Raw genomic sequence first — 14,936 nt, forward strand, 5'->3', positions numbered from 1 at the left:
TACCCCTACAGGTTTAAAAGTTGAACTTTAGGATAATGTAAATACGAAGAGAAAATAATAAATCTAAGGGAGGAAATAGGTTATGACAACTTCAGTAAAGAATTTGACAGCAGGGGAACTTACCCAAAAAATCATGAATGGAGACAGAATGTTCATTTTGGATGTTCGTCCCAAGGACGCATTTGACGATTGGAAAGTGGAAGGGAAAAACGTGAAGATCATCAACAAACCCTTTTCAGAGTTGAAGGACAATCTTGAATCGGTTCAATCCATTTTACCAGACAATGAAGCCATTTATGTCATTTGTGCAAAAGGGAATTCTTCGACTAAAACGGCTGAGATGCTTGCCGGTGCAGGAATGAATAATATCTATTCCGTTGAAGGTGGAATGCAGGCATGGAGCGAATACCTTGAACCAGTAAAAATCGGTGATGTGTCTGGTGGTGTCCTTTATCAATTCATACGGATAGGGAAAGGGTGCTTATCTTATGCGATTGTATCCAAAGGCGAGGTTGCTTTCATTGATCCCAGCTGCCTGATAGAGCCCTATAAGAAGTTCATTCAACATCACGATCTATCAGTAATAGCAGTACTGGATACCCATCTCCATGCAGATCACATTTCCGGTGGCCGATCTTTAAGTAACGAATTTGATGCACCATATTATTTGCCACCGAAAGATGCAGAAGAAGTCCAGTACACCTATAAAGAAGTCAAAGATGAAACTGGCATCAAAGTGGGGGATACAATGATTGAAGCAGTATACTCGCCAGGGCATACGATCGGAAGTACCTCTTTTATTGTCGATCGGCACTATTTACTCACTGGGGACATTCTCTTTATTGATTCCATTGGGAGACCTGACTTAGCCGGTAAAGCAGAGGACTGGGTAGGGGACTTGCGGGAAACATTGTATTCAAGATATAAGAACCTTAACGATGACTTGATTGTCCTGCCGGCCCACTATATGACGATAAATGAAATGAATGATGACGGATCGATCTCACATCGTCTGAGAGACTTATATGAAGAGAATCATGGATTGAACATAGAGGACGAAGAGGAATTCAGAAAAACAGTCACAGAAAACCTCCCTCCTCAACCAAACAGCTATCAGAAAATCCGTGAAACGAATATGGGTAAAATCAATCCTGATGAAGATGCAAAACGTGAAATGGAAACAGGCCCAAATAGATGTGCCGTGCGCTGATCTGATTGATACGTAATATGTAAAGAAGGCAAACATCCCAACTTAATGGGATGTTTGCCCAATGGTAGAATTGAGGAAGTGAGCAGCATGAATGAAATAAATGAATCAAAATATATACAGCAGCACCTGGCTAATGAACGGACGTTCCTGGCTTGGATCCGTACAGCCATTGCCATAATCGGAATTGGATTTTTAACGACAAGTTTACATTTTAATTCCCTTCAAGGGAACCCTGTTCAAGATAGGATTGCCGCCGGAATAAGTGTGATTTCGATTTTCATCGGGTTTGCCATCATCATTGGCTCTACCATCAATTATTACAGAACTAGAAGGCATATCAATACACAAACATTCGTGTCAGCAGATGTCTTTATCAAAATGATGACAGTAGTGGCCACCATCGTCCTTTTACTTGTGACTGTTTATTTCTTTTCATTAAATTAAAAAAGCTGAACGCAAAAGGATAAATCCCTGCGTTCAGCTTATTTTAATCCTGTTTTTGTTCATTGTAGTATTGAACGGATGTCATGGCACCTTCACTTACCATGGAGTTGTCTTCTATATTTGAAGGATCCGGATTTCCGCCTTTTTCAACGGGCAGGTCTTCTTTTCTTCTCTTTTTAAACTTCGTAACCAATCCTTCTTTCACATTGTGCAGCTGATTACGTTTTTCTTTCGATGATAGAATCCATCCAAGTGAACCAGCCGTAACGGTTGCACCAACAAGTAACGTTTTATTTACTTTCATATTCATTCTCCTCCATTCAAGTGATTCGTTATTTAGTATGTTCTTTGTATTCCCGACGCACATGAATTTAAACATGGGGAAGTGGTGCCAAAATAATGAAGGAGTGGACAATCTTCTCAATATGGATGAAAATAAACATGGATGGTAGACAAAGAGAGGGTGGATGGAATGAAAAGACTGACGAAAGAGACGGTCATCGGATTTATTGGAACAGGAGTAATGGGAAAAAGTATGGCTGGTCATATTCTGGAGGCAGGATTTCCGCTTGTTATTTATAACCGCACAAAACATAAAGCCTCGGATCTCATAGATCGTGGTGCAAAATGGGCAGACACACCAAAGGAGCTTGCTGAAGCTTCAGATCTCGTTATCACGATTGTTGGTTACCCTTCTGATGTTGAAGAACTGTACCTTGGTGAGGACGGCATACTGCACCATTTAAGACAGGGATCGGTTGCCATTGATATGACCACTTCTTCACCGGCACTCGCAGATGCAATCTTTAAATCGGGAAAGGAGAAGGGTATATCGATATTGGATGCTCCCGTTTCGGGAGGGGATATCGGAGCTGAAGAAGCAAGGCTTTCCATTATGGTGGGAGGGGAAGAAAACACGTTCAATCTGGTAAAACCACTTTTGGAACTCCTGGGTACGAATGTTGTCTATCAAGGAAAACCAGGAGCGGGTCAGCATACGAAGATGTGTAACCAAATCACCATTGCTTCGAACATGATGGGAGTAAGTGAAGCATTACTTTACGCAAAGAAATCCGGCTTGGACCCAGACACTGTACTGAAAAGCATTACATCAGGGGCAGCGGGCAGCTGGTCCCTCAGTAACCTGGTTCCCCGCATGATCGAGCAGGATTATGCTCCAGGGTTTTACGTTAAACATTTTATCAAGGACCTTAAGATTGCCCTTCATTCAGCAAAAGAGATGGAACTCCGGACACCTGGTCTTGAACTTGCTCTCTCATTATATGAGCAGCTTGCTGCAGAAGGCGAAGAAAATAGTGGCACTCAAGCATTAATCAAACTATTGGAAGCTTAATATAAAACGTTTCAGGAAATGAACTGCCCCATAAAAGTTAGAAACCAATCTAACTTTTATGGGGTGTTTTTTGAATTTTTCCGAATAAGTCAGGATACTAGTGGGCTGCACTATATGCTTGAAAACATTGTCTGTTTCCCTTTATATTTCAATCCAATATGGGAATAATAGGTGAGCATGCATAAATTTACTGAAAGTATGGTGATTCTCTTGAAAAAAAATTCATTCAGGCAATTTTCCAGGTTGATATACATATTTGGTACCATGATGACCGTGGTTGCCTTCTTTGTCTCCTACTTCCAAACGAAAACCATCATTAAAGCGATAAAGAAATATAGTCCATACAATTAAGGTTATCGGTTGCAAAATGTGCTGATTCCAATAATCGTGTACATAATAGAGGAGGGAATCAAATGAAGTTAGTCGGAAAAAAAGTCATCCAATTGGTCAGTGCAGACTTCGAAGACCTGGAGCTGTGGTATCCGGTCCTGCGTCTGCGGGAAGAGGGGGCGACGGTTCATATTGTCGGAGAAAAGGGCAATGAGGAGTATATCGGGAAATATGGAGTGCCGATTGTTTCTGAATATGCATTTAAAGACATAAACCCGGAGGACTATGATGCCATTCTTGTTCCGGGAGGCTGGTCCCCGGATAAGCTTCGTCGGTATGAAGAGGTCATTGCCATGGTGAAATCCATGGATGAACGTAAGAAACCAATCGGCCAAATCTGCCATGCAGGATGGGTCTTGATTTCAGCGAAGATTCTTCAGGGTGTAAAAGTCACAAGCACACCTGGAATAAAGGACGACATGGAAAATGCAGGGGCTATCTGGATGAATGAACCGGTCGTGACAGACGGCCATATCGTTTCCAGTCGAAGACCACCTGATCTGCCTGATTATATGAGAGAATTCATTGACACGCTGGCTAAATAATGAAAAAGGACTGGCCGGGGGAACTCTGATCGTTCCCTGTAGGCCAGTCTTTTTTTCTTTATTTCTTCTTGTCTCTCTTATTTCGATCATTCACCCTTTCGAAAAAGGTCTGTTTGACTGATTGATGGGTGGTGATGGCAGCCCCCGTTGCGATAAATCCATTTGCGATCCCGTTAAAGTCAAATCCTAACGTCCATCCGCTCGCTCCAACACCCACCAGTAAAAGAATCCAGATGATGAGCCAGTCCGGGATATGGGGGGTCCGCTTCAAAGCATACCCAAGTACCCATAACACGGGAACGAGCACGGTGACTTGAGGATCAATGGAAATGCCGCTTAATAAGTTTTCAATCATTTGGTCCACTCCCTATAATGATAAATGACTTCTATATAGCTTATTCACACCCCCGGGAGCTTCATGACAACCAGTTTGGCTGAATGACAAAATAAAAACGATTGGGTGCAGGCTAACCTTTAAAGTGACATGAGAAATGTTCAATGATATTATATTGATTGACCTATAATAAAAAAGGAGCTGTTTAATATGGCGAAAAAAGGATACATACAATTCCAAACAGGTGAAAAAATTGAATTTGATTTATTTCCAAATGAAGCACCTGGAACAGTGGCAAACTTCGAAAAATTGGCAAACGAAGGTTTTTACAACGGTTTAAGCTTTCACCGTGTCATCCCTGGTTTCGTAAGCCAAGGAGGATGCCCGAACGGTAACGGTATGGGTGGTCCTGGTTACACAATCAAATGTGAAACAGAAGGGAATCCGCATAAGCATGAAGAAGGTTCTTTATCAATGGCCCATGCCGGTAAAGATACAGGAGGCAGCCAATTCTTCATCGTACATGAGCCACAGCCTCACCTTAACGGCGTTCATACTGTCTTCGGAAAAGTGACTTCAGGGATCGACATCGCCAAATCAATGAAAAACGGCGACGTAATGGAGAAAGTCGAAGTATTTGATGCATAATTGTTGAGGGACGGACCTTGCTTCGTTCGCATCACTCTGAATCAACTAGAAGAAAAACAACAGTTGAAATAATACAATTGATGTTGTATCATACTAATACAGGCTGCGTTGTTCGTAATCATAACGAAGTTTTAACCTTTAAACTGTAATAGGGAGTTTTACATTGAAGTTGGAATGTCAAGCCTCCACGACTGAGGACGACAGGAAACCTTCTGCAAACACCCACTTTGAGGAGTGGTGGTTTAAAACTTTCTTATATCACATTACGGCAACTGTGGCTCAAACCTTAGTATCTCAAGTCAGTTCCCAATCGGGGGCTGGCTTTTCTATTTTATTGCGTTAAATGCTAGCAACACCATAATAAGTAGGCCATTCAACTAAAAAAGACTGAATCCAAAAATGATGGACTCAGTCTTTGTATTAGTATATCGAGGCCCCTCCCGTCCGTACATGGTTAAGTGTCCCGCAACAAGCGAATGTCCGGGAGAGGCAGATTAAGTGTATCATGCATGAAATAAAAGTGCAAAGTGGTTTACTTTAATACCTCTCTTTCTGTTAAATGACGGTCTATGTCATAGAAATCATTTACTTTAATAAATGGGGTCCCGCGTTCCTCAAGGATCCCCTGCAGTGCTTCCATGGCAAAGGTGACATCCGCCACCTCAGCCGGGTGGCTATCCGGCTCGCTATCACCGGCAAAGTAAATCATCTCATACTCTTCTTTAAGCTCAGAAATCACTGTGGACTTGTCAATCCCATAACGCTCTGAGTAATGGGGATGATCCGGATCGATCTTCATGTGTACATTCTTTTCCATATAATAGCCTTCATTTGAGAATACCTTCACATCCGTGATTCCGTATTTTTGAAGAATATGGTGGATATAATAATCCGTTCCCGCACTGAGGATATAGAAATCCCCTCCTTGAGCCTGGACTTTACGGATGAAGGCAGTGACATGTTCATCGATTTCCAATGAATGGATATCCTCAATAATTTGAGTTTCGTCTTGATGAATCGATGAAAAGACGGTAGACAAAAAATCGATGTCCTTCATTTCACCAGCCTTCCATTTGGTATATAAGGCCTCTCCTTCATGAAAATATTTCTCCATGACGAGATGGTAGAAATCTTTTTTAGAAATGGTTCCATCGAAGTCTGAAACAAATGCCCATTTTTTCACAGCTTTTCCTCCTCGTAACGAATGTAGTCGATTGTATCATGAATACGTGGGGGGAAGAAAGGAACTCTATCAATCATAATAATATTATGTAAACTTTATGTGGAATAAAAATCACCCTGCATCAAGCAAGGTGACAGAACACTATCTTTTCATACTCTTTACAAATTCTTTTAATACTTCAGGCGTACGTTTTACCTCTTGGATGGTATCCGTAATAGTGGACTTTTTATATTCGATATCATGTTGAATCTCTCCCTGGGTTTCCTGTAGCTGAGTTGATTCTGAAGAGATTTTTTCCATCCTCGATTGAATAGTGGCTACCCTTTGATTCATTTCATTCACAATGGGACGTGTGGTCTTGACGGTCCTCATCAATGCCACACCCAGCATAATCAGGGAAATGACAAATAAGGCAATGCTTGCATAAACGATCCACATATTGATTTCACCTCGTTTTACTCTGTTTTTAGTTATATTCCCTAATACTGTTGAAAATAACGCATAAATTATTTTATCCTTCTGGTTTACTATTTCAGATTTAGCTAGTAATCTAAATGATAAGTTGAATACGTTAAGGGAGAGATGAGAGTGATCAAAGCCATCCTGTTTGATTTAGATGACACTTTACTATGGGATTCGAAAAGCATTGAAGAAGCCTTCAAAGCAACGTGCCACTATGCACATCAGAAGGCGGGAACCGATCCAGAAGCGCTGGAGTCAAGCGTCAGGGAAGCAGCCAGGGAGCTGTATGCAACATATGATACATATGAGTTCACGCAGAATATTGGAATTAACCCTTTTGAAGGCCTTTGGGGGGACTTCCTCGATGAACATGATGAGAATTTCCTGAAGATGAAAGAAACCGTCCCTTCCTACCGCAAAGAATCATGGACCAGGGGATTGAATTCTATGGGTATAACGGATTCCGTACTTGGTGAAGAATTATCCGAGAAATTTCGACAGGAACGAAAACAAAGACCATATGTATATGAAGATACGTTCCTGGTTTTAAATGAAATGAAGGAAAACTACCAACTGTTGTTATTAACGAATGGTTCCCCTCATTTACAAAATACAAAGCTCGATAAAACTCCTGAACTTCTCCCTTATTTCAAAGAAATCATCATCTCCGGGGATGTCGGTAAAGGAAAACCGGATCCTGCCATGTTCCATCATGCATTAGAAAGGTTGAAGCTTCATAAGGATGAAGTGATTATGGTTGGAGATAACTTAAACACGGATATCCTGGGGGCATCAAGAATCGGTATCAAAACGATATGGATTAATCGACGGGGGCAAACACCACAAAAGGTTGTCCCGGATTATGAAGTGAAGGCACTGAAAGAAGTGCCCCGCATTGTCCAGAATATCATCAAATAACAATGAGAGAGGCTCCGATTTGTCGGTGCCTCTCTATTTATTAGGTTCACCTGTCATAATGATCCATTCCCATTCATACTATTCATCAAAGTCCCGGCAACCTATACGGGAGAAATGAGTTGAATGAGGAAATGATTTCATTCTAAAAAGGGGGAGATGACTTATGGGAAATGGAATACATCAAGTCAAAGTCCATGCATCGCGATCGGATGTATGGACTTTTATTCGTGATATGAATGCTTGGGCGCCACTTGTGCCGGGATACAGGGAGCATACTATTTATTCCAATAATCAATCAACGTGGAAATTCACCGTTCATTATGGGATGGTGACAAAAAAGATCCATGTGAATGTGAGAATTACAGATTGGAAGGAACCATCTGAAGTGAAGTTCACGTTAAAGGGTATAAATCAAAGGTTCACGGGTTCAGGATTTTTCAAAGCGGAAGAAGTAGACACCTTTGTCACAAGCATGACTGGAAGCCTATCCATTGTATCCACCAGCCCGGTGGCAAAGATGCTGCAACATGCATTCGATAAAATGGTTGCCGAACTTACCAGGGAACTAACGGTTGCCGTGGGAGAAGCCATTGAAAGAAGTAAAACCTGATGCACTTTAATCTTCACGCAGGCACCTAAATAGTAATGATAGATGATTTGCATATGTGATATAATGACTTATTTGAGCAAGTGAATTGTTAGATAGAGAAGAAATACATACACTATAAAGTAAATAGTAGCGGAATCTGTATCACGATAAAAAGGGGTCTTATTATGCAAAAGCTTCACATACTTCGAGAAGAAGCAATAGAGGAAACGAAACGAAAAATCGAGGAGGATATGACACTTTTCCTGGAGAAACACGAAAAATGTCCTTCATTTCAGGATTATTTGAAGGAAAGGAGTGCTTTCTTTCATCAAATATGGCTGAATATTTGGCTTAATAAAGTAACCAATGATGTCTTGCGGAGTCATAAAAAAGCATTTCTCAGAGATAAAGGGTACGATATTGAAGGTACGGATAAAAAATTGATCAACAAATTGTTCCGGAATGAAATCAGAGAGTATCAACCTTTCCATATTTTAACCTGGATACAGGATCATCCTATATCCGAAGAAGATTGGACAGAACGACATCGTGAGGTCCGAAAGACATTTGTTAAGAATCAAGAAGAAAAAAAGAAGGCGGTCCTTCAAAAAGAGAGTCAAAAAAAGACTCTTTCTTTCATCAGCCAACAAATGGACAAGCTAGAGACTCATTGGTATGTGGAATTGCGATTTTTATTCGCCAATAAATGGATGAGTGATATACGGACCAAAACCAAATTCCGATCGGTTGAACCGTATATGTTGGAAGTGAAATTAGAAGAAGAGGGACGCTATACGAAGGACTCCTTTGTCACCGTTTCCGATTTTCTTACAGAATTCACGGGTTCGATTCACAAAAAGAGTGAGCATTGGGATGGACATGTGTGGGAATATGAAACCTATTTCTATCCCTATGAACGCTTTGTCTTTTATCACACAGAGCAGGTGGTCTATCGGTCCTTATCCGAGCTTATGCCCGAAGAATTAAGGAAGGGATATGAGACGGTGTACGGCCAGGAACTTACAGAAGAAAGGTTGAGCAGGCTCAGTCACCATTTTCTCCTGACGCTGAAATCCAACTTTTTCAGCAAGATTCAAGAGGAGTATATGGATGATTTATACAGACTGACAGAAATTCCTTTTGATACAGATGTTCATCTTTCATTATATGAAAAAGATCTCAAGAAGCGCGAGGAAAGAAAAGCAGCTGAACTCGCTGAATTAAAACGGAAGCAAGAGGAAGAAGAACGAATACTGGAAGAAATCTTTGGACGGGAATATAGCCCTTCGTTCAGAGGTGATATCCATTATATCCTTCATATCGGTGAAACCAACACAGGGAAAACGCATCATGCAATCAGCCGGATGAAAGAAGCCAGAAGCGGTATGTATTTGGCCCCCCTCCGTTTACTCGCTCTGGAAGTATTCGATACATTGAATGCAGACGGCGTCCCGTGTAATCTGAAAACAGGCGAAGAAGAGAAAGAAGTTCCTTCTGCACACCATGTTTCATCAACAGTTGAAATGTTTCGTGAAAAAGATGAATATGAAGTGATCGTGATCGATGAGGCCCAAATGCTTGCCGATCAGGATAGAGGATTCTCCTGGTATCGTGCCATTACAAAGGCGAGAGCCAAAGAGGTCCATATCATCGGGAGTGAAAACGTCCGGGATCTACTGATGGGATTGGTCGGGGAAGGCAACGTCGAGATTCATCATTACAAACGAGACATCCCCCTTGAGGTCGAATCAAAAGAATTTCAATTGAGACATGCTAAAAAAGGGGACGCAGTTGTTTGTTTTTCAAGGAAGAAAGTGTTGGATACCGCTTCAAGATTACAAAATAATGGACATAAAGTCAGCATGATCTACGGAAGTATGCCTCCTGAAACAAGGAAGAGGCAGATGATGCAGTTCATTAAAGGGAAAACGAATATGATTGTTGCGACCGATGCAATCGGGATGGGACTGAACCTGCCCATACGCAGAATCGTCTTCCTGGAAACGGATAAATTTGATGGGACGAGGAGGAGAAGGCTGACTTCACAGGAAGTTAAGCAAATTGCCGGCCGCGCAGGAAGAAAAGGAATTTACAATGAGGGGAAAGTAGCTTTCTCAAAGGATATTAAGGTGATGAAGCAGCTCCTCGAAAAGCCTGACCAAGCCCTCGAAACGTTTGCCATCGCCCCCACGAGTGGTGTGTTTGAACGTTTTCAAAGACATTACCATGATATGGACACGTTCTTCTTCTTATGGGACAAGTTCAAAAGTCCATTCGGCACGGAAAAAGCGACCCTTTTTGAAGAAAGGGAACTATATGAATTGATCCGTGGAACTGAAATCGAGGCTAAACTTTCATTAAATGACCTATACGGCTTTCTCCATCTTCCTTTCTCCAAGAAGGAAACACAGTTAACGGAGCAGTGGCTCCAGTGCATGCAAGCGATTGTAGAGGGTGAAGAACTGCCTGAACCACAGTTGAAGAGTACGAACCTAGAGCAAAAAGAAGTTTCATATAAAGCTGTCGGGCTTCATCTATTATTTTTATACCGATTGGGCAGACAGACGGAAGCTTACTATTGGGAACGGATCAGGAGTGAAATTGCCGATGGTGTTCACGAAAGCCTGCGGACAGAAGTCACAAGTTTAACATCGTGCAGGCAATGCGGAAAAAAACTTCCTCCGAACTTCGGTTTTCCTATCTGTGATCGCTGTCATGCCGTGAGGGTTAAAAGAAGAACGAAGGGGAAACCGCGATATTAGTGAATCGTGAGCAAATCTTATGTAAGATGAAAGGTTATGTGATACGATCTAGTACGAACTGAAAACGATGATAGAGGTGGTAAGATTGAAAATTGAAGTATGGTCAGATTATGTATGTCCATTCTGCTATATAGGAAAACGTCATTTAGAGAAGGCATTGGAGCATTTCCCTCAGAGGGATACTGTTGAAATTGAATACAAAAGTTTTGAACTCGATCCCGGCGCTCCGGTCAACACAGAATATAGTATTCAAGAACTCCTTTCCAAAAAATACGGAACATCTCTTGAGGAAGCTAAAAACATGACCGATGGCATGAGCCGGCAAGCAGCCTCTGTCGGTCTTGATTTCCGGTTTGACTCAAGCATACCGACTAATACGTTTGATGCCCACCGCCTGACTAAATATGCGAAAACAGCAGGGAAAGAAGCAGAGATGACTGAAATCCTGTTGTATGCCCACTTTACTCTTTCTAAACATATTGGTGACAAAGAAACGCTCGTGGAATTAGCAAAACAGGCTGGACTGGATGAAGCGGAGACTGTTTCCGTCCTTGAAGGCAGTGATTTCTCAGAAGAGGTTCGCCAGGATGAGGAAGAAGCGAGGCAAATCGGTGTCCAAGGTGTGCCGTTCTTTGTTATCAATCGTAAGTATGCGATTTCAGGTGCTCAACCAAGTGATGTGTTTTTGAATTCCATACAAAAGGTGTGGGAAGAGGAAAATGAACCTTCAGCTCTACAGCCCCTTGGAACGGATGGAATGGCATGTGATGAAAACGGATGTGAGATTCCTCCATCCAAGTCATGATCTTTACACCACTTTTAATAAACCAAAAAACACAAGCGGGAGAATGCACCCGCTTGTGTTTTTTGGTTTTCATGAAATTCCAGCGGCCAGGGACGAAAAGGCGCTCGAAATAATGTCAGTTACTATAAAAATTCTCTGTATAATAAGGCTGGGACTTTTCGTTGAAGGCTACCCCTATACCTAAATGTTCGTAGTGTGGCTGGAGGATATTTTCTCTATGACCTTTGGAATTCATCAGCCCTTCGTGGGCGAAAATCGAACTTAACTGACCGTAGGCGAGGTTTTCCCCAGCAGTGCGAAAGGCTACCTGATCTTCTTCCATGCGATCAAATGGTGACTGACCCTCTAGGTTCGTGTGACTGAAATAATCCTGTTCCGCCATATCCAGACTATGTTTACGTGCTGTATCCCTCACCAAACTGTCCCATGATAGGACATTCAGTCCTTTCTCTACACGGGTGGCATTCGTAAGGTCGAAGAGTTGGTATTCAAACCCTTCTTTCAATTCAGAGCTTCCCACCGTATAGAAGTTTTTCTTATTCGTTTCCAGGTTCCCGTCGATGATCTGGATGGCGGTTACGGTATCATTTTCATGCTTATCATAAAAGATCGTCACATAGCTCCCATCGATCTGGTACACATCCTGTTCCCCGTTATTTTGCAACTGATATAATGTCAGTCCTTTCCGGATATTGGTCAATGGTTCACCAAGTTCATTCTGTACCACCTCTTTGGAAACACCCATCTTGATCCCTGAATCAGAGGAGAGAAGATCTTGATTCGTGAACAGTCCATTTACCTGTTGGTTTTGATCATAGGAGACCATGAAGAAGTTCCGATAATTTTCATGGTAGGCATACCATGAAACCCCGTATTCATTGCTGGATTTTCTCTTGGCTTCGCCTACTTCTTCCTCCACACTTTCTTTGGAATCCCCGAGTTCAATATTATAGATTGAAAACGTTTGATCGCTTGGGACTGTTAAAGCAGGCTTCTCCACAGGGTCTTCTTTCTTGGTATCAGAGGTGTTCTCGAGGTCACGGAACGACTCGTCCAGCTTTACCAGGAGCAGGTTCACTTCCTGATAGAGTTGATCAAAGGCATCCTGAACCTTAGGGTTGTTCTTCATTTCTTCGATTTTGGAGAGGACAGTGTCAAAACCTGACGCTTCCACTTTCTCTTCCCAGGCGGGTTTTGATATATAGGCAACCACAATAATCATGATAAGTATAAATAATCGTCTCAAATGCTAACACTCCATTCTACCTTCCATTGTATCCAAAATAATATAGAAGTAAAAAGAGAAAGGCTACTCTCTTTGCTCAGTACCCATTCTACACCATTTTCAATCAGGTCTGCCTGTTTTAGTTTGGATGGCTCTGGGTAAGATAATTAAATAGGGTATCTTCACCATTTACATAAAGGGGGAAAATAGCAATGAAATTATCTCATGAAGAACGGATTCAACTGCATGAATTCAATAACTTAACGAAGTCGTTGAGTTTTAATATGTATGATATCTGTTATACAAAGACCCGTGAAGAACGGGAAGCCTATATTGAATACATTGATGAGCAATACAACGCCGATAGATTGACGAAAATCCTCACCCATGTTTCGGATATCATCGGGGCACATGTACTGAACGTATCGAAACAGGACTATGTTCCCCAGGGGGCAAGTGTCACCATCCTGGTATCGGAAGGGCCGATCGTCGAAGTGCCGACGGAGCATTTTGATGAATCACCCGGTCCTTTGCCTTCAACTGTGACGATGCATCTTGATAAAAGCCATATTACGGTCCATACCTACCCGGAGTATCATCCACATGAAGGGATCTCTACATTCAGGGCAGATATCGATGTTTCTACATGCGGGGAAATTTCTCCCCTGAAGGCATTGAATTATTTAATTCACTCCTTCGACACCGATATCATGACAATGGATTATCGCGTGAGAGGATTCACAAGGGATATTAATGGAAGAAAACTATTCATCGACCATGACATCAATTCCATTCAGAATTACATTCCGGAAGAAATTAAGGATGAGTATGACATGATCGATGTGAATGTCTATCCTCAAAACATCTTCCACACAAAATGCAAATTGAAAGAATTTGATTTGAACAATTACTTATTCGGCTATACAAAGGACAAACTGGAAGAGGATGAGGTCGACGAGATTACAGACAAACTAAAAATGGAAATGGATGAAATCTTTTACGGTAAAAATATTCCCCGACCGTAAAAGTGATCTTTGAAACCCCTTTGCGACCATTAGCGCAAAGGGGTTTTCTCCATGATTTCTAATTATTATGAAAATGGGATTTGAGAAGGGAAATCCCCCCCTCTTGAAGAATAGGTTAATATGCATGTAAATAGAGGAGGAAAAGGGAATGAATTCACATGAAATAGAATACAAATTGCACGGGGATGATATGCAGTTTGTCGAGATAGAGTTGGATCCAGGTGAAAGTGCCGTAGCCGAAGCTGGTGGTATGATGATGATGGAAGACGGTATCGGAATGGAAACGATCTTTGGGGATGGAGCAAAAGGAAGCGGTACAGGAGGATTTCTTGGCAAGCTTGTGGGAGCGGGTAAGCGAATACTGACGGGCGAAAGCTTATTCATGACCGTCTTCACCAATGAAGGAATGGGCAAGAAGCACGTCTCTTTCGCGGCTCCCTATCCGGGAAAAATCATTCCGGTCGATTTAAGTGAATTAGGCGGTAAAGTGATTTGTCAAAAGGATGCCTTTCTTTGTGCGGCTAAGGGAGTGTCTGTCGGAATCGATTTTCAAAAGAAATTGGGAACCGGCTTCTTTGGGGGAGAAGGTTTCATTATGCAGAAACTTGAAGGGGACGGTTTAGCCTTTCTTCATGCCGGGGGAACGATTTATAGAAGAGAGCTCCAGCCGGGGGAAGTGCTGCGGGTGGATACGGGTTGTTTAGTGGCCATGACAAAAGAAGTGGACTACAACATTGAATATGTCGGCAAAATCAAATCGGCTTTCCTTGGTGGAGAGGGTCTGTTTTTTGCTACTGTCCGTGGACCGGGTACGGTATGGATACAGTCTCTTCCGTTCAGCCGGTTAGCGGAACGGATCTATGCAAACGCTCCAGGTGGGGGGCGTTCGACGGGTGAGGGAAGTATACTTGGTGGAATCGGGGATTTCCTAAACGGAGATGATTGATTCACGTATAATCATATAAAAGAGCATTTCCATTCGTGGAAGTGCTTTTTTTACGTTCAAGCCGCTTCCGCTTTAGTTTCATCCAGCTCCAGCGGC

At 42.1% G+C, this 14,936-nt stretch carries 16 protein-coding genes and 1 other RNA gene; 12 read left to right on the forward strand and 5 right to left on the reverse strand.

The window, feature by feature from the left end:
• The first annotated feature begins 82 nt into the window (after positions 1 to 82).
• Together N5C46_RS02375 and N5C46_RS02380 are read left to right on the forward strand one after the other, a co-directional pair.
• The gene (locus N5C46_RS02375; RefSeq protein WP_261750762.1) at positions 83 to 1,210 is read left to right on the forward strand and encodes an MBL fold metallo-hydrolase; all 1,128 of its coding nucleotides are present in this window, start codon (positions 83 to 85) and stop codon (positions 1,208 to 1,210) included.
• A gap of 87 nt (positions 1,211 to 1,297) precedes the next feature.
• Entirely contained in the window at positions 1,298 to 1,654 is a 357-nt protein-coding gene (locus tag N5C46_RS02380; protein ID WP_034759077.1) for a YidH family protein, read from the forward strand.
• Positions 1,655 to 1,697: 43 nt separating this feature from the next.
• Here N5C46_RS02380 and N5C46_RS02385 read toward each other — a convergent pair whose 3' ends face one another.
• Positions 1,698 to 1,958 carry a hypothetical protein gene (locus tag N5C46_RS02385; protein ID WP_261750763.1) on the reverse strand — a complete coding sequence of 87 codons (261 nt, stop codon included), beginning with the start codon at positions 1,956 to 1,958 and terminating at the stop codon, positions 1,698 to 1,700.
• A gap of 168 nt (positions 1,959 to 2,126) precedes the next feature.
• Here N5C46_RS02385 and N5C46_RS02390 point away from each other — a divergent pair, with 168 nt between their 5' ends.
• Entirely contained in the window at positions 2,127 to 3,008 is an 882-nt protein-coding gene (locus tag N5C46_RS02390; protein WP_261750764.1) for an NAD(P)-dependent oxidoreductase, read from the forward strand.
• A gap of 413 nt (positions 3,009 to 3,421) precedes the next feature.
• Positions 3,422 to 3,943 (forward strand): type 1 glutamine amidotransferase domain-containing protein, encoded by a 522-nt coding sequence (locus tag N5C46_RS02395; RefSeq protein WP_261750765.1) that lies wholly within the window; start codon positions 3,422 to 3,424, stop codon positions 3,941 to 3,943.
• Positions 3,944 to 4,001: 58 nt separating this feature from the next.
• Here the strand turns inward: N5C46_RS02395 and N5C46_RS02400 are convergent, their stop codons facing one another.
• Positions 4,002 to 4,298 (reverse strand): phage holin family protein, encoded by a 297-nt coding sequence (locus N5C46_RS02400; protein WP_051758260.1) that lies wholly within the window; start codon positions 4,296 to 4,298, stop codon positions 4,002 to 4,004.
• Between the two features lie 189 nt (positions 4,299 to 4,487).
• Between N5C46_RS02400 and N5C46_RS02405 the strand changes: the two genes are divergently transcribed.
• Complete coding sequence (locus tag N5C46_RS02405; protein WP_034759086.1) at positions 4,488 to 4,925, forward strand: peptidylprolyl isomerase; 438 nt, start codon at positions 4,488 to 4,490, stop codon at positions 4,923 to 4,925.
• Positions 4,926 to 5,022: 97 nt separating this feature from the next.
• Positions 5,023 to 5,210: non-coding RNA, 6S RNA (gene ssrS, locus N5C46_RS02410), on the forward strand.
• Between the two features lie 247 nt (positions 5,211 to 5,457).
• Here the strand turns inward: ssrS and N5C46_RS02415 are convergent.
• Positions 5,458 to 6,108 carry an MtnX-like HAD-IB family phosphatase gene (locus N5C46_RS02415; protein WP_261750766.1) on the reverse strand — a complete coding sequence of 217 codons (651 nt, stop codon included), beginning with the start codon at positions 6,106 to 6,108 and terminating at the stop codon, positions 5,458 to 5,460.
• Between the two features lie 141 nt (positions 6,109 to 6,249).
• Positions 6,250 to 6,546 carry a DUF948 domain-containing protein gene (locus N5C46_RS02420; protein WP_261750767.1) on the reverse strand — a complete coding sequence of 99 codons (297 nt, stop codon included), beginning with the start codon at positions 6,544 to 6,546 and terminating at the stop codon, positions 6,250 to 6,252.
• Between the two features lie 150 nt (positions 6,547 to 6,696).
• On the opposite strand from N5C46_RS02420, the gene N5C46_RS02425 reads away from it, so the two are divergent.
• The 4 genes from N5C46_RS02425 (at position 6,697) to N5C46_RS02440 (ending at position 11,644) form a co-directional block, all read left to right on the forward strand.
• Positions 6,697 to 7,488: an HAD family hydrolase gene (locus N5C46_RS02425; RefSeq protein WP_261750768.1), complete on the forward strand. Its 792-nt coding sequence runs from the start codon at positions 6,697 to 6,699 to the stop codon at positions 7,486 to 7,488.
• A 163-nt stretch (positions 7,489 to 7,651) separates the two neighbouring features.
• Positions 7,652 to 8,098 carry an SRPBCC family protein gene (locus tag N5C46_RS02430; protein WP_261750769.1) on the forward strand — a complete coding sequence of 149 codons (447 nt, stop codon included), beginning with the start codon at positions 7,652 to 7,654 and terminating at the stop codon, positions 8,096 to 8,098.
• 164 nt (positions 8,099 to 8,262) lie between these two features.
• Positions 8,263 to 10,839 (forward strand): helicase-related protein, encoded by a 2,577-nt coding sequence (locus N5C46_RS02435; protein ID WP_261750770.1) that lies wholly within the window; start codon positions 8,263 to 8,265, stop codon positions 10,837 to 10,839.
• Between the two features lie 85 nt (positions 10,840 to 10,924).
• The gene (locus N5C46_RS02440) at positions 10,925 to 11,644 is read left to right on the forward strand and encodes a DsbA family oxidoreductase (protein ID WP_261750771.1); all 720 of its coding nucleotides are present in this window, start codon (positions 10,925 to 10,927) and stop codon (positions 11,642 to 11,644) included.
• A 115-nt stretch (positions 11,645 to 11,759) separates the two neighbouring features.
• Here N5C46_RS02440 and N5C46_RS02445 read toward each other — a convergent pair whose 3' ends face one another.
• Positions 11,760 to 12,890, reverse strand: a complete 1,131-nt coding sequence (locus N5C46_RS02445; RefSeq protein WP_261750772.1) for a CAP domain-containing protein — start codon at positions 12,888 to 12,890, stop codon at positions 11,760 to 11,762.
• A gap of 191 nt (positions 12,891 to 13,081) precedes the next feature.
• Here N5C46_RS02445 and speD point away from each other — a divergent pair, with 191 nt between their 5' ends.
• Complete coding sequence (gene speD / locus N5C46_RS02450) at positions 13,082 to 13,894, forward strand: adenosylmethionine decarboxylase (RefSeq protein ID WP_261750773.1); 813 nt, start codon at positions 13,082 to 13,084, stop codon at positions 13,892 to 13,894.
• 148 nt (positions 13,895 to 14,042) lie between these two features.
• Positions 14,043 to 14,840, forward strand: a complete 798-nt coding sequence (locus N5C46_RS02455) for a TIGR00266 family protein (RefSeq protein WP_034759112.1) — start codon at positions 14,043 to 14,045, stop codon at positions 14,838 to 14,840.
• The last annotated feature ends 96 nt before the right edge of the window (positions 14,841 to 14,936 follow it).

The sequence above is a fragment of the Rossellomorea vietnamensis genome (assembly GCF_025398035.1).
Lineage (GTDB): Bacteria > Bacillota > Bacilli > Bacillales > Bacillaceae_B > Rossellomorea > Rossellomorea vietnamensis_B.